This window comes from Flavobacterium channae, from assembly GCF_021172165.1.
GTDB classification, from domain to species: Bacteria; Bacteroidota; Bacteroidia; order Flavobacteriales; family Flavobacteriaceae; genus Flavobacterium; species Flavobacterium channae.
In genome coordinates this window covers 1,451,687-1,470,372 of record NZ_CP089096.1, presented here as the reverse complement: position 1 = coordinate 1,470,372, position 18,686 = coordinate 1,451,687, and the positions used below count along the sequence as shown (strand labels likewise).

Sequence of the window (18,686 nt, the reverse complement as noted above, 5' to 3'; positions counted from 1 at the left end):
TTTTTTTGCAAAAATAATGTTTTAATAAAATTATAACTTATAATCTCTAGCAATTGTTTTATGCCATATAAAAAAAACACCAAATACCTGTCTATATTACTGTTCCTTTTTGTTTTAACTTTTGGATTTAGTCAAAATAACGCTAAATTTAAAGTTGTATTAGATGCCGGTCATGGTGGAAAAGATCCAGGTGCAGTAAAAAATGGAGTTAAAGAGAAAGATGTTGCCCTTGCAGTAGTGCTTAAAATTGGAAAAATTCTTGAAAAGAATAAGGATATAGAAGTAATTTATACTCGTAAAACTGATGTTTTTGTAGAATTGAGAGAGCGAGCTAATATTGCAAACAAAGCTAAAGCCAATTTATTTGTTTCGGTTCATTGTAATTCTGTAAAATCAGGAAATCCAATAGGAGCAATGACTTTAGTAATGGGAATGTCAAGAACAGATACTAATTTAGAAATTGCGAAAACAGAAAATGCTGTAATTTTTCAAGAAACAGATTATAAAAAGAAATATAAAGGTTTTGATCCTAATAATCCAGAAACATTAATAGGATTAAAAATCATGCAAGAAGAGGCTTTGTTACAAAGTATTGAATTGGCAACATTGGTTCAAAATCAATTTAAAAGTGAATTAAAAAGAAAAGATAAAGGTGTTCGTCAACAACCATTATGGGTTTTAGATGCTACTGTTATGCCAGGAGTATTAATTGAATTAGGTTTTGTATCACATGCTGAAGAGGCAAAGTATTTGAATTCTGATAAAGGTAAAACAGAGATGTCTGAATCTGTTTCAAATGCAATTTTATCATACAAAACTACTTTTTTTAATACAGATTCAAATCAAGTTAATAATGAAGTAGTATCAAGTAAAATTGAGAATGATAGTGATATAAAAGATTCTAAATCCAATTCAACCTATTATAAAGTTCAAATTTGTGCAGGTTCTAAAAAATTAGAAACAAAACCTTCTAACTTTAAAGGTTTAAAAGGGATAACTTTTGAAAAAGATAAAAAATTATACAAGTATTTTTATGGTGAAGAATCCGATTATAATGCTTGTAAGAAAAAATTAGAGGAAGCTAAAAAGAAAGGATATACTTCCGCTTATATAGTAACATTTACAAATTAAAAGAAGATAATTTATGTTTAAGAAAATTGTATTTGTAATTATCGCAATGCACTTTTTTTCAAGCTATGGTCAAAATCAAAAATTCAAAGTAGTTTTAGATGCGGGTCATGGCGGTAAAGATTATGGTGCTGTTTATCATGGTAATATTGAAAAGAATATCGCATTAAAAACCGTATTAAGAGTAGGTGCAATTTTAGAAAAAGATCCACAAATAGAGGTTGTTTATACTCGTAAATCGGATGTTTTTATCGAATTACAACAACGTGCTAATATTGCTAACAAATCTAAAGGAAGTATTTTCGTTTCGATGCATTGTAATGCCAATAAAAATCAAGGAGCATCAGGAAATGAAACCTATGTAATGGGTATTACGCGTAATGCGTCTAACTTAGAAGTGGCTAAAAACGAAAATGAGGTTGTTACATTAGAAACCGACTATAAAATCAAATATGATGGTTTTGATCCAAATTCGCCTGAATCTGTAATTGGTATTTCGATTCTTCAAGAAGAACATTTAGATCAAAGTATTGAATTGGCTGGAAGAGTACAAGAGTTTTTTACTAAACGTACAGATAATAAAAATAGAGGAGTTAAGCAAGCTGGGTTCTTAGTATTGCGACAAATTACTATGCCTAGAGTTTTAATAGAAATGGGATTCGTTTCTAATAAAGAAGAAGGTGATTTTTTAAATTCTGAAGATGGTCAAGATAAATTGGCTGAAGCCATTGCAGGAGCTATTTTAGATTATAAAAACGAATTTTTTAATCCTTCAAACAATGATAATGTTAAAGAGGATATTAAAGTAGTTGAGCAAAAATCGGAAACTATTGTAAAAGAAACTCCTAAAACGGTAAAAACTCCAGAAAAAGGTGTGATTTTTAAAGTTCAAATTTCGGCTAGTAAAAAAGAATTATCAACTTCTCCTTCTAATTTTAAAGGATTAAGCCCTATTTCATATGAACAAGTTGGAAGCTTATACAAATATTATTATGCTTCAGAAAAAAGTTATGATGTGGCAAAGCAAAAATTAGAAGAAGCAAAACAAAAAGGATACAAAACAGCTTTCTTAGTTGCTTATAAAGACGGAATAAAAATAAGCATTACCGATGCAATAAAATAAAATAAAAGTTTATTTTTGTTAAAAATTATTACGCTTTGAAACTAACAAAAGAAATCAAAACCGCTATCCTTGTAATTGTATCTATATTATTATTCATTTGGGGATATAATTTTTTAAAAGGAAAAAACCTTTTTGATAGCAATAATAAATTGTATGTCGTATTTGAATCTGTTGAAGGATTAGCTCCATCCTCAATTATTACAATCAAAGGTGTTCCAGTTGGAAGAGTTAATTCATATTCTTTTTTGGAAAATAAAAAGGTTGTGGTTGAATTATCAATTACCTCAAATTATCCAATTTCTAAAACAAGTGTTGCAGAACTTAGAGGATCATCTCCATTAGGAGGGAAAGAGATTGTAATAATTCCAAATGATGCAGATAGTAATTTAGCAGTATCGGGTGATTACTTAAAAGCGAGTAGTAAATTAGGATTAACAGATGCATTAGCACAGCAATTAGAACCTTTACAGGTTAAAGTTCAAAAATTATTAGATAATGCTGATGTATTGTTTTCGAATGTCAATGATATTTTAGACGAGAAAACAAAACAAAATTTAAAAAGCAGTATTGCTGAATTGAATAAAACTCTTTCTGAATTTAGTGTAGCTTCTAAAAACATTAATGGAATGATTGCAGAGAACAAATCTAAAATCAATTCAACGATGACAAGTTTTGATAAAACCGCTGCTAATTTTTCAAAAATTTCAGATTCATTGGCTGCAGCTAACTTAGGACAAACGGTTAAGAATTTAGAAAAAACATTAGCTAATGTTGATAAAATCATGGCAGATATCGATAGTGGAAAAGGAACTATGGGTAAATTAATGAAAGATGATGCTATGTACAATAACTTTACTAATACTTCAAAAGAATTAGAATTGTTGTTACAAGATTTACGATTAAACCCAACACGCTATGTAAACGTTTCTCTTTTTGGAAAGAAAAACAAACCTTATGTAGCACCTGTTAACGACTCAATAAAAAAGTAATTTTTATACGATGAATTTTTTAGATAATATTTTCTTCGCATTGCTTTTAGCAATAGGTATTGGTTATTTTACAATTAATGTAAAAAAACTTATTCGTAACATAAAATTAGGTCAAGATGTTGATCGTAGTGATAACTCTTCTGAAAGATGGAAGAACATGGCTATGATTGCCTTAGGACAATCAAAAATGGTAAAACGTCCAATTGCAGGATTTTTACACATTATAGTTTATGTTGGTTTTGTAATCATCAATATTGAAGTTATTGAAATTATTATCGATGGATTATTTGGAACACACCGTGTTTTATCATTTATGGGTGTTTTTTATGATATTTTAATCGGTTCATTTGAAGTTTTAGCATTCTTAGTTTTAGTAGCGGTTGTAGTATTTTGGATTAGAAGAAATGTTACTAAACTGGCTCGTTTTACAAGTTCAGATTTAAATGGACAACCTAAAAATGACGCTAACTACATTTTATATTTTGAAATGGTTTTAATGACGTTGTTTTTAGTAATGAATGCTGCTGATTTTCATTTACAAAATTTAGGTATTAGTCATTATAACAGTGTTGGTAGTTTTCCAATATCACAGTTTATTGCGCCAATTTTCAATGGAATGAGCGAAGGTTCAGTTGTTATTATTGAAAGAGCAGCTTGGTGGTTACATATTGCGGGTATTTTAGTTTTCTTAAACTATTTATATTTCTCAAAACATTTACATATTTTATTAGCATTTCCTAATACGTATTTTGCAGATTTAAATGCAAAAGGAAAATTAAACAATTTAGAAAGTGTTACTAATGAAGTAAAACTAATGATGGATCCAAATGCAGATCCGTTTGCAGCGCCTGCAAATCCAGATGCTGTTCCTGCTAAATTTGGAGCTTCAGATGTTCAAGATTTAAATTGGGTTCAATTATTAAATGCTTATAGCTGTACAGAATGTGGTCGTTGTACTTCATCTTGTCCTGCAAATCAAACAGGTAAAAAATTATCTCCTAGAAAGATTATGATGGATACTCGTGATCGTTTAGAAGAAGTAGGAAGAAATATCGATTTAAATAAAGGTGTTTTTGTTGAAGACGGAAAATCTTTATTAAACGACTATATTACTCCAGAGGAGTTATGGGCTTGTACAACTTGTAATGCATGTGTTGAAGAATGTCCTATTAATATTAGTCCTCTATCAATCATCATCGAAATGCGTCGTTATTTAGTAATGGAACAAAGTGCAGCACCTATGGAATTGAACAACATGATGAGTAATATTGAAAACAACGGTGCTCCTTGGCCTTACAATCAAATGGATCGTTTAAATTGGGTAAACGAATAATAATTTAACTATCTTAAAATAGTATACAATATGTCTGAAAATTTAATTGTACCAACAATGGCCGAAATGATGGCTCAAGGAAAACAACCAGAAATTCTTTTTTGGGTAGGTTCTGCTGGTAGTTTCGATGACAGAGCAAAAAAAATCACTAGAGCTTTCGTTAAAATTTTAAATAAAGCAAATGTAAATTTTGCTGTTTTAGGTACTGAAGAAAGTTGTACTGGAGATGTTGCAAAAAGAGCGGGGAATGAATTTTTATTTCAAATGCAAGCTTTTATGAATATCGAATTGCTTAATGCTTACGAAGTAAAAAAGATTGTAACATGTGATCCTCATTCTTTTAATTGTTTAAAAAATGAATATCCTAGTTTAGGTGGAAATTATGAAGTTTTGCACCACACTCAGTTTATTCAACAACTTTTAAAAGAAGGAAGAATCGATTTTAATAAAGATACTTATAAAGGAAGTAGAGTTACTTTTCACGATCCTTGTTATTTAGGTAGAGCGAATAGCGAATACCAAGCACCAAGAGAAATATTATCGCAAACAAATGCTGATGTTGTAGAAATGAAAAGAAGCAAAAGTTCTGCATTATGTTGTGGAGCTGGTGGAGCGCAAATGTTTAAAGAACCTGAAAAAGGGAATATGGATATTAATGTTTTAAGAACTCAAGATGCTCTTGAAACAAATCCAAATATTATTGCCACAGGTTGTCCTTATTGTAATACAATGATGACCGATGGTGTGAAATTTGCTCACAAAGAAAATGAAATCAAAGTGTTAGATATTGCAGAAATAATTGCTAACGCACAAAATTTATAATTAAATTCAAATCATGAAAAAAATAGTAGTATTATTTATTCTTGTTGGAAACTTAGTTTCAGCTCAAAAACTTACAAAAGATCAATTATCTGATAAATTAGCTGAAAAAGCTTGTGCTTGTGCTGGAAAACAAGAAATTACTAAAGAAAACTTCGAATTAACAATTGGTATTTGTTTGTTAGAAGGAATTAACGCTTATGAAAAAGACGTTGAAAAACACTTTGGAAAAGATGTTATTTCTAACGATAAAAAAATGGAAGAATTAGGTTATGAAGTTGGAAAAAGAATGGGAATGAAATGTCCAACAGTTTTCAAATTCATGATGGAAGATGAAGAAGAAGTAGTAGAAGATGTTATTGATGATTTAACATTAACAGGAAAAGTTTCTGAAATTAAATCAGATCAATTCATGACTTTCGTTGTTAAAGAAGATTCAGGAAAAAACAACCAATTTATACTTTTAAGCAGTTTTGATAATGCTTTTTTATTAACTGATAAAGTGTTAAAAGTGACTGATAATGTAGAAGTTACTTATTACGAAATGGAGTTGTTTGATGCAAAACTTGGTAAGTTTGTTGCTTATAAAATAGTTACTGATATTATAAAAAAATAATCATGTTTGTACCGTTTGATACGTTGCCAGAAGAAGCTAAAATTTGGATTTATCAGTCAAATAGAAAGTTTTCTGATGAAGAAATTCAAGAAATTGAAGCAGAATTAAAATTCTTCTTAGACAATTGGTCTTCTCATGGACAAAGTCTTGAAGCTTCATTTGTAACGCGTTACAATCGATTTATTATAATTGCGGTAAATCAAAATGTGCAAGCTGCTACAGGTTGTTCTATTGATGCTTCTGTACAATTCATTCAGAATTTAGAACAAAAATACAATGTTGATTTGTTAGACAAAATGAATGTAACATTCAAAGTAGGAGAACATGTTGCTTTTAAACCACTTATCGAATTCAAGAAAATGGCAAAGGAAAAAGCCGTTTCTGAAAACACAATTGTATTCAATAATTTATTAAATACTGTTGGAGAATTACAAGATTTTTGGGAAGTTCCTGCAAGTGAAAGCTGGCATAATCGATTTTTTTAGTAAATGATTCTGAATTAAACTTACTTTTAAACGATTATGGATAGCGAGATTTTTTTATTGAATATTTCAGGACAAGATAAACCTGGATTAACGTCTTCATTAACTGCTGTTTTGGCAGAATACGATGCCAAAGTTTTAGATATTGGTCAGGCTAATATTCATGATACTTTATCATTAGGAATTCTTTTTCAAATCAAATCAGGAAAAAAATCTGCTGCTGTATTAAAAGATTTACTTTTCAAATCTTACGAATTAGGAATTAAAGCAAAATTTACTCCTATTTCTCTTGACGATTACGAAGGTTGGGTTGGATTACAAGGAAAAGATCGTTATATCGTAACACTTTTAGGAGAAAAATTAACTGCTGAACAAATCTCTGAAGTAACAAAAGTTATTTCTGAGAAGAATTTGAATATTGATGCAATAAAGCGATTGACAGGAAGAGCCTCTTTAGTGAAAGAAGATGATTATCCTAGAGCTTGTATTCAATTGTCGATTCGTGGAGAAATACATGATAAATCTGATTTTACATCTAAATTTATGCAAATTTCAAGCGAATTGGATTTGGACATTGCATTTCAAGAAGATAATATTTTTAGAAGAAACAGACGTTTGGTTTGTTTTGATATGGATTCTACATTAATTCAAACTGAAGTTATTGATGAATTAGCCGAACTTGCTGGTGTAGGCGAACAAGTGAAAGCCATAACGGAATCTGCAATGAACGGTGAAATCGACTTTAATGAAAGTTTTAAACAAAGAATGAAACTTTTAAAAGGTTTAAAAGAGGAAGTTCTTGAAGAAGTAGCGGTTAATTTGCCTATTACCAAAGGAGCTAGAAGATTAATCGATACGTTGAAAGCTTACGGATTTAAAACAGCTATTCTTTCTGGTGGATTTACTTACTTTGGTAAATATTTACAAAAAGAATTAGGAATTGATTATGTGTTTGCAAATCAATTGGAAATTAAAGATGGTGTTTTAACTGGTGGTTATCTTGGCGAAATTGTAGATGGTAATAAAAAAGCCGAATATTTACAAGAATTAGCAAATAGAGAAGGAATTAATATCAGTCAAACAATCGCTGTAGGTGATGGAGCTAACGATTTGCCAATGTTGAATTTAGCTGGTTTAGGAATTGCTTTTCATGCTAAGCCAAAAGTAAAAGACAATGCACAAAGTTCAATTTCTAGTATTGGTTTAGATGGCGTTTTATATCTTCTAGGTTATCACGACAGACATATTGATTTAATGCAATAATTTCTTATCATATTTTGTCTAAAGATTAACAATTTGATTTCGTTAACAACTTTCTTGATAAAATAAACTTAAAACCCTTGTAAATTAGGGAAGAGATATAGTACTTTGGCATAGATTTAGTTCTTGGTTAAAAAAATCAAACTTTTGTTATGCGAAATTTTTTCATACTATTATTTTCAATAGTTTCCATATATTCATCACACGCTCAAAAATCTACAAAACCAGCGTTACCCACTAAAGTTGTTTCACAACAAGTTTGGGTAGATAGTATTTACAACCAATTTTCCTTTGAAGAAAAAGTTGGGCAATTGTTTATGGTTGCTGCTTATTCTAATAAAGATGAAGCACATAATAAATCAATTGATAAACTTGTTGAAGATTACAAAATAGGTGGATTAATCTTTTTTCAAGGAGGTCCAGTTCGTCAAGCCAAACTTACAAATCGTTATCAGTCAAAAGCAAAAGTTCCTTTGTTTATTGGAATTGACGCAGAGTGGGGTTTAAGTATGCGATTGGATTCTACTTATCGTTATCCTTGGAACATGACTCTTGGTGCAGTTCAGGATATGAAATTGATTGAAAAAACAGGAAATCAAATGGCAAAACAATCAAAAAGAATGGGAATCCATTTCAATTTTGCTCCTGTAGTTGATATCAATACCAATCCAAAAAATCCAATTATTGGAAATCGTTCTTTTGGAGAAACAAAAGAAGTGGTTACATCACGTGCTGTTGCTTTAATGAAAGGTTTGCAAGATGAGGGTGTTTATGCGACAGCCAAACATTTTCCTGGACATGGAGATACTTCAACTGATTCACATCATACACTACCAGTTGTAAATTTTGATCGTAATCGCTTAAATGAGATTGAGTTATTCCCATATAGAGAATTGATTAAAAATGGATTAGCAAGTGTTATGGTGGCGCATTTGAATGTGCCAAGTTTAGAGCCTAGAGAAAATTATCCAACTTCAATTTCGTATCCTGTTGTAACCGATTTATTAAAGAAAGAATTACAATTTGAAGGTTTAATTTTTACGGATGCATTAAACATGAAAGGTGCTAGTAATTTTAAAAAACCTGGAGATATTGATTTAGAAGCATTTTTAGCTGGAAATGATGTGTTGTTATTTGCTGAAAATGTTCCTCTTGCCATTAAAAAATTCAAAGAAGCTTACGAAAAAGGTATTATTACTGAAGAACGATTAATGTATTCGGTAAAAAAAATATTGGCATACAAATTCAAAGCTAATTTAAATAATTACAAACCAATTGTAATTGATAATTTATATAAAGATTTAAATGCGGTTGAATTTGAAGCCTTAAATTATAAATTATACGAAAATGCTATAACAGTAATTAAGAATAATGAAAAGTTAGTTCCGGTTAGAGATATCGATAAAGAAAAAATCGCTTACATCAAATTAGGTAACGACAATTCAGATATTTTTCTATCTCAATTGAGAAATTATGCTTCTATAAGTGAGATTACAAACAAAAACTTAGATTCGGTTTTAGTTCAATTGCAAGATTATACAAAGGTTATTATTGGTTATCACAAACAAGATGGCGCTTGGAGAAATCACAATTTGAATTTCAAAGAAATGTTATGGATTAACCAAATTGCAAAACAAAATGATGTAATCTTAACATGTTTTACAAAACCTTATTCTTTAACAAACTTAAAGAATTTTGAAGATATTGAAACCATAATTATTGCTTATCAAAATAACGATATTGCTCAAACAATTGCTCCACAAATCATTTTTGGTGCTATGGGTGCTAAAGGAAAATTACCTGTTTCAATAGATGATGAATTTAAGGTTAAGGAAGGAATTGAAACATTAGAAATAAAACGTTTGGGATTTTCGATACCAGAAAATGTTGGAATGAATTCTAAAGTTCTAACAAAAATTGATTCCATTGCTAATTATGCAATTTCAAAAAAAATGACACCTGGACTTCAGGTTGTAGTGGCAAGAAAAGGAAAAGTAATTTATCAAAAATCATTTGGTAATCATACTTATGAATCTTCTCAAAAGGTTTTAAATACAGATGTTTACGATATTGCTTCTTTAACTAAAATTGTTGCAACGTTACCAAATGTTATGCAAGAATTCGATAAAGGTCATTTAACATTAGAAACCAAGTTAAAAACGATGTTACCAGTTGCTAAGAATTCAAATAAAGCCAACGCAACGGTTTTAGATATGCTTACGCATCAAGCTAGATTTCAACCTTGGATTCCGTTTTACAAAGCTACTTTAGATAGTTTAAACCGACCGAGTACACATTATTACAGAAGTCAATATTCAGTAGATTTTCCAATTCATGTTGCTGAAAATTTATATTTAAGAAAAGATTACAACGATACCATTATCAAAACAATTTTGGATAGTGAGTTGTTACCCAAAAAACAATACAAATACAGCGATTTTACATTTATTCTTTTTAAAGAATATTTAGAGCAACACAATAAAAAAACGCTAGAAGATTTAGCTCATGATAATTTTTACGTTTCGTTAGGAGCAAACTCTATTATGTACAATCCTTTGGGTAAAATAAATGCAAATAGAGTTATTCCAACTGAAAATGATACTTATTTTCGTCATCAATTAGTTCAAGGATATGTTCACGATATGGCTGCTGCTATGCAAGGTGGTATTTCAGGTCATGCCGGTTTGTTTGCCAATGCTTTAGATATTGCTAAGCTTATGCAAATGTATCTTCAAAAAGGTTCTTATGGTGGTAAAACTTATATTTCGCAAAATACATTTAATATGTTCAATACGTGTTATTTTTGTAAAGATGGAAATAGAAGAGGAGTTGGGTTTGATAAACCGCAATTAGGAAATGAAGGACCAACTTGTGGATGTGTTTCATTAACTAGTTTTGGACATACTGGTTTTACTGGAACTATGACATGGGCTGATCCTGATAAAGAAATTGTTTATGTTTTCTTATCAAATAGAACCTATCCAGATTCAAATGCAAGTAATAAATTATCGAAAGAAAATATCAGAGAGAATATTCAAAAAGTTATTTACGAATCTATAATTGAATAATCATGACATCAGAAGCAACTACAGTAGATCAATACATCAACGAAGCTCCAGAAGATAGAAGAGAAGCATTACAGAAATTACGAAACGTAATTTTAGAAAATCTGCCAAAAGGTTTTCAAGAAGGAATGGGTTATGGAATGGCTGGTTATGTTGTGCCTCATTCAATTTATCCAAGCGGGTATCATTGTAATCCAAAGCAACCATTGCCATTTATGGGATTTGCTAGTCAAAAAAATAGCATTAATTTTTATCATATGGGTATTTATGCAAAACCTGAATTATACGATTGGTTTGTATCCGAATATCCGAAATATTCTAAGCAAAAATTAGATTTAGGCAAAAGTTGTTTGCGAATCAAGAAACCTGAAAATATCCCATTTGAATTGATTGGTGAACTAGTAAAGAAAATTACGGTTGAAGATTGGATTGCTACTTATGAGTCAGCATTTAAAAAATAATTTAACAAATGTTTTATAATTGCCAGAACAAGAAATGGTAATTTTATTTTAAAATTAAAATTCATGAAAATTGCTATTGTTTGTTATCCTACATTTGGTGGAAGTGGTGTTGTAGCTACCGAACTTGGTTTGGAATTAGCTAAAAGAGGTCACGAAATACACTTTATAACTTATAGTCAACCAGTGCGTTTGGCGTTGTTAAATCCAAATGTACACTATCATGAAGTTCACGTTCCAGAATATCCGTTGTTTCATTACCAACCTTATGAGTTAGCACTTTCAAGTAAATTGGTAGATATGGTAAAACTATATAAAATAGATGTATTGCATGTGCATTATGCAATTCCTCATGCTTATGCGGGCTTTATGGCAAAACAAATGTTAGCCGATGAAGGAATTCATATTCCTATGGTTACAACGCTTCATGGAACCGATATTACTTTAGTTGGAAATCATCCTTTTTATAAACCAGCAGTTTGTTTTAGTATCAATAAATCAGATGTGGTTACAAGTGTTTCTCAAAGTTTGAAAGACGATACTTATCGATTATTTGAGATTCAGAAAGAAATTAAAGTAATACCAAATTTCATTGAAGTCAATAAATCGAAATTGAAAGAAAACATTCCTTGCCACCGTTCTTTAATGGCTTCTGAAAATGAAAAGATAGTTACTCATATTTCAAACTTTAGAAAAGTAAAACGAATTGATGATATTATACGAATATTTTATGAAATTCAAAAAGAAATTCCTTCAAAATTAATGATGGTTGGAGAAGGTCCTGAAAAAGAAAGTGCAGAACAATTATGCGAACAATTAGGAATTCAAAACAAAGTGATTTTCTTTGGAAACAGTAATGAGATTGACAAAATTTTATGTTTCTCCGATTTATTTTTATTACCATCTGAAACTGAGAGTTTTGGTTTAGCTGCTTTAGAAGCTATGGCTTGTGGAGTACCTGTTATTTCGAGTAATTCTGGAGGTTTACCAGAAGTTAATAAAGATGGTTTTTCTGGATATTTAAGTAATGTAGGAGATGTCGCAAAAATGAGTCAAGATGCTATTTCATTATTAAGTGATGATGAGAAATTAAAACAATTCAAAGTGAATGCTCTAGAAACGGCAAAACTTTTTGATATTCAAAATATCATGCCTTTATATGAACAACTTTATTTTAAAGCAATAAATTCAAAATAATGATTAAATTTTTACCAATAATATTTTTGGTTTTTTCATGCAGTACTCCTAAGGAGGTTGTTGAAGATAATTCTTTTTCTGTTTTTTATAAGAACGATTATGGAGGAAATGAAAAACCTAGTCATGTTTTGATTCAAGATAATGAATCGTATATTAAGTTGATAGAATCTCTTAAAATTGACGAAACGGAGTTCTCAAAATTTTTAACTGTCGATTTTAAGAAAAAGAATGTTTTGGTTTTGTATCAAGGTCAAAAAAATACTGGAGGTTATGCAATTGATATTGAATCGATCTCAAAAGTTAACAATACAATTCATGTAAAGAAAAAAGAAATAACACCAAAAAAAGGAGATTTAGTAACAACTGCATTAACATCACCTTTTTGTATAGCGCTTATTCCAAAAGGAAATACGATAATTATTGAATAAAAAAAAGCCCCGAATTTCGGGGCTTTTTAATTATTACCATCTATATCTGATTCCTAATGCGATATCAGGTCCAAAACCATCTCTAAAATCGGCATAATCTCCACCGAAATAAATTTCTGGTCTAAAATCTAAAGATAATTGGATTGGTGCTTCTTGGAAATTGTACTCAATACCTAGATCTCCAGCAGCTAAAACAAAACTTCCGCTACCATCCCCATAATCTTTGTCAACACTCCAACTACCAATACCAGCTCCTACACCAGCGTACCAGTTGAATCCACCTTCAATGTTCCAAACCCATTGGTATAAACCAACTAATTTAAAAGCATCTACGTGTTTGCTGTTTCTCCAACCTAAATCAAATTCTAAACGATTGTTTGATCCCATTCCTCTTTGATAAGAAATTTCACCACCAAAACCATCGTTGTCACCTAAACGTAAACCTAATGCATTCTTAGAAATGTCTTGTGCCTGTGCGCTAAATGCTAAACCTAGTAGCATGAAAGCAGATAAAATTAATTTCTTCATAATAAGTGTTTTTACAAATATAGCCAAATTTTTACAAATTTCGTACCAAAATTAATTTACTACATAAATATCTAAATATTCTTTTTGATTTTGCGAGTTTGTTGCAGGAATTCCAAAATCATCAGCAATGTCAGAATTTATTGAATATGAGGTGTCTGTATTTACATAAACTACCCCAATATCTTCAGCCGTATATAATGTTGAAATAATTAAATCTTGTGGGGCTAAAATAGTTATAGGAATGGTAAATCCGCCAAAAGTTTGTTCAGAAGTTACCGAAACATTCAATTTAATTTTTGTTGATTTTACATTTGCATAAGTATCTCCATTCGGAGAAGTAAAACTAGATAATGATTCTCCTCCATAACTTTGTAATGAATAAGCAATTGTTAATGGGTATCCATTATAAGTTTCTTGAATTGTACCTGTTACAGGACTACTATTTAGTGTTTGATTATTAGATGCATTACTATTGAAAATAACAAAATCATCTAATGTTAAATCAAAATTAAAAGGTAAATCTTGTCCAGATGCAAGAGATAAATTTCCTGATAATAATAATTTTGAACCACTTTTTCTTACACCATTATTTCTTAAAGAAGATGAGTAAAATCCTGTTGCAACATTATCTAATGTTTCAAATTTTTTATATGTTTTGGTGTTCATTACAACATCTCCTGAAATATATAAGGAATCACGAGTTTCAACGCCTTCACTATTTACATCGTAAGTCCAATAATTCCCATCATTTAAAGGGAGATTGTAATTAGTACCGCCATCACCATCTTCACTTGAACAAGAAATAAATGAAGAAGCAGCAAATAAAGAGGTTAGAAATATTAGTTTTTTCATGATTGATTTGGTTAAATTGTTAAGCTAATATACTATTTTTCCTTAATTAATTACGAATTTATTATTCGAATTTTAGTAAATGGATTTTGTAATAGTCGTTTTTTAAAATATCCTTACATTTGTTTGTAAATAAAAATGTTAACCTTTTTTTATCATTATGGCTGGAAATACTTTTGGAAAATTATTAAAATTAACCACTTTTGGAGAATCTCATGGAGAGGCTTTGGGTGGAATATTGGATGGATGTCCTGCAGGTATAGAATTGGATTTCGATTTTATTCAAAGTGAAATGCAACGTAGAAAACCTGGACAATCTTCAATTGTAACTCAGCGTAAGGAAGAAGATGAAGTGCAGTTTTTATCTGGAATTTTTGAAGGTAAAACTACAGGAACTCCAATTGGATTTATTATTCCAAATACCAATCAAAAATCTGACGACTATTCTCATATAAAAGATACTTACAGACCAAGTCATGCAGATTATGTTTATGAACAGAAATATGGAATCCGTGATTACAGAGGAGGAGGAAGAAGTTCTGCTCGTGAAACAGCGAGTAGAGTAGTTGGTGGCGCCATTGCCAAACAGATTATCTCTGAAATTAAAATAAATGCATTTGTTTCTTCAGTTGGAGAAATTTTCATCGATAAGCCATATCAAGATTTAGATTTTTCAAAAATAGAAAGTAATGCTGTGCGCTGTCCAGATTTAGAGTCAGCCGCTAAAATGGAAGCACATATTAAGGAAATCAAGAAGCAAGGGGATACTGTTGGAGGCACTATTACATGTGTAATTCAAAATGTTCCAATTGGTTTAGGAGAACCAGTTTTTGATAAACTTCATGCCGAACTAGGAAAAGCAATGTTATCAATAAATGCTGTAAAAGGTTTTGAGTTTGGTAGTGGTTTTTGTGGTGCAAAAATGAAAGGAAGCGAGCATAACGATTCTTTTAATTCTGATGGTACTACAAAAAGCAATCTTTCTGGAGGTATTCAAGGAGGAATTTCAAACGGAATGGATATTTATTTTAGAGTAGCATTTAAACCCGTTGCAACATTAATTCAAAAGCAAGAAGTTTTAACCAATCAAGGGAAAATTGTTGAGCAACAAGGAAAAGGTCGACATGACCCATGTGTAGTTCCAAGAGCTGTTCCTATTGTGGAAGCAATGGCAGCTTTAGTAATTGCAGATTATTTTTTATTAAATAAATAAGAAAAGATGCATTTTATTTATGCATAGTTTGTTGTAAGTATATTTTAAAATAAAACCCTGTAAAATTAATACTTTACAGGGGTTTTAGTGGAGCAGAATGGAGGTAAATCGAACTTTTTTGATGATGATTTAAAACTTTTATATTTGATATTTCTAAGATTCCGATGACAAAACCATTTGAAAAAATGAAGAATTCACCTTGTGTTAATTCGTTTTCTTATAACTCCAAACTGCTAATCCATTTATAGTAATTGCAAATACTGTAATTACAGATAAATTTAACAAAACCTCTTGTAAACCTGCTCCTTTAAGTAGAACCATTCGAATAAATTCAACAAAATAGCGAATTGGATTTAAGAGTGTTATGTTTTGAGCCCATTTAGGCATACTCTCAATTGGTGTAAATAAACCGCTCATTAGAATAAAAATCACCATAAAAAACCAAGCAATAAACATAGCTTGTTGTTGTGTTTCGGTGTGGTTAGAAATGAATAATCCAATTCCTAAAATGAGTAATAAATAAATTGAAGTAAAAAGGTAAACTAAAAATATATTTCCTAACATTGGAACATTAAAAACCAATTTTGCGATTAATAACCCAATTGTTAAAATAACCAATCCTAATACCCAAAAAGGAAATAATTTACCAATTATGAACTGATGTTTTTTTATTGGTGTTACATTTATTTGTTCTAAAGTTCCCAATTCCTTCTCTCTAACAATATTCATTGAAGAAAGGAATAAAGTAAGCATGGTAACTAATAATACTAAAATACCTTGAACCATAAACGTCTTATAATTTAACGTCTTATTATACCAAAATGAAGGAATCATTTCTATTCTACTCAAGTTTTGTTGACTAGATAGGTTTTTATTTTCAAGCGTTATATTTAGATTGAATTGTTTTACAATTTGAGCGATATAAACATTTTGAACTCCTGCTGTTGCTCCATCAATCGCATTTATGAGAACTTGTATTGACGTTTTATTTCCGTTAACTAATTGTTTTTCAAATTGCTGAGGAATTTCAATAACTGCATCTGTCTTTCCTTTTTTTATATATTCAATTCCTTCATTTGAACTGTTTAAAAGTTTCGTTTCAGCAAAATAAGAGTTCATTTGAAACTTTTCAATTAAAGCTCTCGATTGCATGGAATGACTATTATCTACAATCGCAACTTTAATGTTTTTAACATCAAATGTAGCTGCATTTGATAATATTAAAAGCTGTAGTATAGGTAAAATAAAAATTAAACGCAGCATACCTTTATCTCTAAAAATCTGCTTGAATTCTTTTTGTATGATATAACGAATGATTCTCATTTTATTCTAATCTTGTTTTGTAATTTTTAATGCTCAAGCCAATATACACCACTGTCATAAGTACTAAAATCAAAGTCTCTTTAGCGATATATTGTAAACCAACTCCTTTAAGCATAATCGATTTCACTATAATGATAAACCATTTTGCAGGAATAATATTACTCATAACTTGCATGGGTAAAGGCATTGAGGCAATAGGAAATATAAAGCCAGAAAGAATGATAACAGGAAGCATTAAACCCATTAAAGAAATCATCATGGCAGTTTGTTGCGTTTTAGAGATAGTGGAAATAAAAATACCTAATGAAAGAGCGGTAACAATAAATAATATACTTTCAAAAGCTAATAAAAAGAGACTACCATTTATAGGCATTCCAAAAATAAAATAGCCCATGCTCACAATTACAATAGCATTTATTATTGATAAAAACACATAAGGAAAAACCTTTCCTACAATTACTTGGAATGGTTTTAAAGGCGAAACCAATAATACTTCCATTGTACCTAATTCTTTCTCTCTTGTAATAGAAATTGAAGTCATCATTGCTGAAACCAACATTAAAATTACGGTCATAACTCCAGGAACAAAATTGAAAACACTTTTTAATTCAGGGTTGTACAACATTCGGGTTTGAATATTTATCCCAATATTTTTTGCACTAGAATTTTGATTTTGATAATTTAATAAAATGGATTGTGTGTAATTAGCGATTGTATTGGCAATATTAGGTTCAGTTGCATCTGTAATTACTTGTATTGTTGCCTTATTTTCGGTATGAAGTTTTTTTGAAAAATCTTTCTCAAAAAGTAACACGGCTTTTATTTTTCCTTTTTTAAATTCAGATGCGATTGCTTTCTCGTTTGTTATTTCAGTTTCAATATTGAAATATTCTGAAGCTTTTAACTTTTGAATAATTTTTTCAGATTCTGAATCTTTCGCATAATCTAAAATGGCAACTTCCACATTATTAATTTCATTAGTAATGGCAAATCCAAATAATAAAATTTGAGCAATAGGCATTCCAAAGAGAATAAAAAGTGAACGTTTATCTCTAAAAATGTGAAAGAATTCTTTTTTTACAAAACCTCTAAATCGTTTCATTTGTTTTTTGTTTCAAGTTTCAGGTTTTAAGTAGTTGTTATTCAATGTTACGAGCCAACTTTAAAAACACTTCGTTCATAGATTCAACATCAAATTGCTTTTTTAAATTCTTTGGCGAATCTAAAGCTTCAATAACGCCTTCAACCATAATAGAAACGCGATTACAATATTCCGCTTCATCCATGTAATGTGTGGTAACAAAAATGGTTGTTCCTTTATGAGCTTCGGCATAAATTAATTCCCAAAACTGTCTCCTCGTAATGGGATCAACTCCACCTGTTGGTTCGTCTAAAAACACAATTTTAGGTTCGTGCAATAACGCAACTGAAAACGCTAATTTCTGTTTCCAACCCAAAGGCAAATCGCCAACTTTAGTTTTTGTGATATTTCCCAATTGGAGATTTTCAATTAAAATTTCTGTTTTGGATTTAATTTGATTTTTTGATAAACCATAAATACCGCCAAAAAATGTAATGTTTTCTTGTACCGTTAAATCGTCATAAAGTGAAAATTTCTGACTCATATAACCAATACTTTTTTTAACCAATTCGCTTTGTGTTTGCACATTATAACCTGCAACAATTGCGTTACCACTTGTAGGATTTGAAATACCAATAAGCATTTTCATAGCAGTCGTTTTTCCAGCACCATTTGCACCTAAAAACCCAAAGATTTCACCTTTGTTTACGTGAAAAGAAATACTTTTTACAGCTGTAAAATCGCCAAACTTTTTGGTTAGGTTTTCTACTTCTATGATTTTTTTTTGGTTCATT

The 18,686-nt window shown here is 30.2% G+C and carries 18 protein-coding genes; 13 read left to right on the top strand and 5 right to left on the bottom strand.

The genetic code is table 11. The annotated features are described in order from the left end of the window. Window positions 1–60 precede the first annotated feature (60 nt). From LOS89_RS06800 to LOS89_RS06745, 12 genes are all read left to right on the top strand, one after another. Entirely contained in the window at window positions 61–1,131 is a 1,071-nt protein-coding gene (locus tag LOS89_RS06800) for an N-acetylmuramoyl-L-alanine amidase family protein (protein ID WP_231834539.1), read from the top strand. Window positions 1,132–1,144: 13 nt separating this feature from the next. After that, window positions 1,145–2,251, top strand: coding sequence for an N-acetylmuramoyl-L-alanine amidase family protein (locus LOS89_RS06795; protein ID WP_231834538.1), 1,107 nt, complete (start codon window positions 1,145–1,147; stop codon window positions 2,249–2,251). 35 nt (window positions 2,252–2,286) lie between these two features. Continuing rightward, window positions 2,287–3,240 carry an MlaD family protein gene (locus tag LOS89_RS06790; protein ID WP_231834537.1) on the top strand — a complete coding sequence of 318 codons (954 nt, stop codon included), beginning with the start codon at window positions 2,287–2,289 and terminating at the stop codon, window positions 3,238–3,240. Window positions 3,241–3,250: 10 nt separating this feature from the next. Further along, window positions 3,251–4,573 (top strand): 4Fe-4S dicluster domain-containing protein, encoded by a 1,323-nt coding sequence (locus tag LOS89_RS06785; protein WP_231834536.1) that lies wholly within the window; start codon window positions 3,251–3,253, stop codon window positions 4,571–4,573. A gap of 30 nt (window positions 4,574–4,603) precedes the next feature. Next, window positions 4,604–5,395 (top strand): (Fe-S)-binding protein, encoded by a 792-nt coding sequence (locus LOS89_RS06780; RefSeq protein WP_231834535.1) that lies wholly within the window; start codon window positions 4,604–4,606, stop codon window positions 5,393–5,395. Window positions 5,396–5,408: 13 nt separating this feature from the next. Next, window positions 5,409–6,008: a hypothetical protein gene (locus tag LOS89_RS06775; protein WP_231834534.1), complete on the top strand. Its 600-nt coding sequence runs from the start codon at window positions 5,409–5,411 to the stop codon at window positions 6,006–6,008. A gap of 2 nt (window positions 6,009–6,010) precedes the next feature. Beyond that, on the top strand, window positions 6,011–6,493 hold the full coding sequence (locus LOS89_RS06770) for an ABC transporter ATPase (RefSeq protein ID WP_231834533.1): 483 nt from the start codon (window positions 6,011–6,013) through the stop codon (window positions 6,491–6,493). 36 nt (window positions 6,494–6,529) lie between these two features. Further along, the gene (gene serB, locus LOS89_RS06765) at window positions 6,530–7,753 is read left to right on the top strand and encodes a phosphoserine phosphatase SerB (RefSeq protein WP_231834532.1); all 1,224 of its coding nucleotides are present in this window, start codon (window positions 6,530–6,532) and stop codon (window positions 7,751–7,753) included. Between the two features lie 149 nt (window positions 7,754–7,902). Continuing rightward, window positions 7,903–10,818, top strand: coding sequence for a serine hydrolase domain-containing protein (locus LOS89_RS06760; RefSeq protein WP_231834531.1), 2,916 nt, complete (start codon window positions 7,903–7,905; stop codon window positions 10,816–10,818). Between the two features lie 2 nt (window positions 10,819–10,820). Beyond that, window positions 10,821–11,276, top strand: coding sequence for an iron chaperone (locus LOS89_RS06755; RefSeq protein ID WP_231834530.1), 456 nt, complete (start codon window positions 10,821–10,823; stop codon window positions 11,274–11,276). Between the two features lie 63 nt (window positions 11,277–11,339). Next, entirely contained in the window at window positions 11,340–12,470 is a 1,131-nt protein-coding gene (gene bshA, locus LOS89_RS06750; protein WP_231834529.1) for an N-acetyl-alpha-D-glucosaminyl L-malate synthase BshA, read from the top strand. Next, a complete protein-coding gene (locus LOS89_RS06745; protein ID WP_231834528.1) occupies window positions 12,470–12,898 on the top strand; it encodes a protease complex subunit PrcB family protein in 429 nt (142 codons plus the stop codon). The genes bshA and LOS89_RS06745 overlap by 1 nt, the downstream gene beginning before the upstream one ends. A 33-nt stretch (window positions 12,899–12,931) precedes the next feature. On the opposite strand, the gene LOS89_RS06740 is transcribed toward LOS89_RS06745, so the two are convergent. Further along, entirely contained in the window at window positions 12,932–13,426 is a 495-nt protein-coding gene (locus tag LOS89_RS06740) for a hypothetical protein (protein ID WP_231834527.1), read from the bottom strand. Window positions 13,427–13,477: 51 nt separating this feature from the next. Beyond that, the gene (locus LOS89_RS06735) at window positions 13,478–14,278 is read right to left on the bottom strand and encodes a hypothetical protein (RefSeq protein WP_231834526.1); all 801 of its coding nucleotides are present in this window, start codon (window positions 14,276–14,278) and stop codon (window positions 13,478–13,480) included. A 157-nt stretch (window positions 14,279–14,435) separates the two neighbouring features. Here LOS89_RS06735 and aroC point away from each other — a divergent pair, with 157 nt between their 5' ends. After that, the gene (aroC, locus tag LOS89_RS06730; protein WP_231834525.1) at window positions 14,436–15,488 is read left to right on the top strand and encodes a chorismate synthase; all 1,053 of its coding nucleotides are present in this window, start codon (window positions 14,436–14,438) and stop codon (window positions 15,486–15,488) included. Window positions 15,489–15,692: 204 nt separating this feature from the next. On the opposite strand, the gene LOS89_RS06725 is transcribed toward aroC, so the two are convergent. From LOS89_RS06725 to LOS89_RS06715, 3 genes are read right to left on the bottom strand one after another with little or no spacing between them, the layout of a single operon-like run. Then, window positions 15,693–16,811 (bottom strand): ABC transporter permease, encoded by a 1,119-nt coding sequence (locus LOS89_RS06725; RefSeq protein WP_231834524.1) that lies wholly within the window; start codon window positions 16,809–16,811, stop codon window positions 15,693–15,695. A 1-nt stretch (window position 16,812) separates the two neighbouring features. Beyond that, window positions 16,813–17,913, bottom strand: a complete 1,101-nt coding sequence (locus LOS89_RS06720; RefSeq protein ID WP_231834523.1) for an ABC transporter permease — start codon at window positions 17,911–17,913, stop codon at window positions 16,813–16,815. A 37-nt stretch (window positions 17,914–17,950) separates the two neighbouring features. Beyond that, window positions 17,951–18,685: an ABC transporter ATP-binding protein gene (locus LOS89_RS06715; RefSeq protein ID WP_231834522.1), complete on the bottom strand. Its 735-nt coding sequence runs from the start codon at window positions 18,683–18,685 to the stop codon at window positions 17,951–17,953. Window position 18,686: the final 1 nt, after the last annotated feature.

Coding starts and splice junctions, on each gene's coding strand:
- LOS89_RS06720 (WP_231834523.1), bottom strand. CDS start 17,913: ATGAAACGATTTAGAGGTTTTGTAAAAAAAGAATTCTTTCACATTTTT.
- LOS89_RS06755 (WP_231834530.1), top strand. CDS start 10,821: ATGACATCAGAAGCAACTACAGTAGATCAATACATCAACGAAGCTCCA.
- LOS89_RS06760 (WP_231834531.1), top strand. CDS start 7,903: ATGCGAAATTTTTTCATACTATTATTTTCAATAGTTTCCATATATTCA.
- LOS89_RS06775 (WP_231834534.1), top strand. CDS start 5,409: ATGAAAAAAATAGTAGTATTATTTATTCTTGTTGGAAACTTAGTTTCA.
- LOS89_RS06725 (WP_231834524.1), bottom strand. CDS start 16,811: ATGAGAATCATTCGTTATATCATACAAAAAGAATTCAAGCAGATTTTT.
- serB (WP_231834532.1), top strand. CDS start 6,530: ATGGATAGCGAGATTTTTTTATTGAATATTTCAGGACAAGATAAACCT.
- LOS89_RS06785 (WP_231834536.1), top strand. CDS start 3,251: ATGAATTTTTTAGATAATATTTTCTTCGCATTGCTTTTAGCAATAGGT.
- LOS89_RS06745 (WP_231834528.1), top strand. CDS start 12,470: ATGATTAAATTTTTACCAATAATATTTTTGGTTTTTTCATGCAGTACT.
- LOS89_RS06715 (WP_231834522.1), bottom strand. CDS start 18,685: ATGAACCAAAAAAAAATCATAGAAGTAGAAAACCTAACCAAAAAGTTT.
- LOS89_RS06770 (WP_231834533.1), top strand. CDS start 6,011: ATGTTTGTACCGTTTGATACGTTGCCAGAAGAAGCTAAAATTTGGATT.
- LOS89_RS06780 (WP_231834535.1), top strand. CDS start 4,604: ATGTCTGAAAATTTAATTGTACCAACAATGGCCGAAATGATGGCTCAA.
- LOS89_RS06735 (WP_231834526.1), bottom strand. CDS start 14,278: ATGAAAAAACTAATATTTCTAACCTCTTTATTTGCTGCTTCTTCATTT.
- LOS89_RS06800 (WP_231834539.1), top strand. CDS start 61: ATGCCATATAAAAAAAACACCAAATACCTGTCTATATTACTGTTCCTT.
- bshA (WP_231834529.1), top strand. CDS start 11,340: ATGAAAATTGCTATTGTTTGTTATCCTACATTTGGTGGAAGTGGTGTT.
- LOS89_RS06795 (WP_231834538.1), top strand. CDS start 1,145: ATGTTTAAGAAAATTGTATTTGTAATTATCGCAATGCACTTTTTTTCA.
- aroC (WP_231834525.1), top strand. CDS start 14,436: ATGGCTGGAAATACTTTTGGAAAATTATTAAAATTAACCACTTTTGGA.
- LOS89_RS06740 (WP_231834527.1), bottom strand. CDS start 13,426: ATGAAGAAATTAATTTTATCTGCTTTCATGCTACTAGGTTTAGCATTT.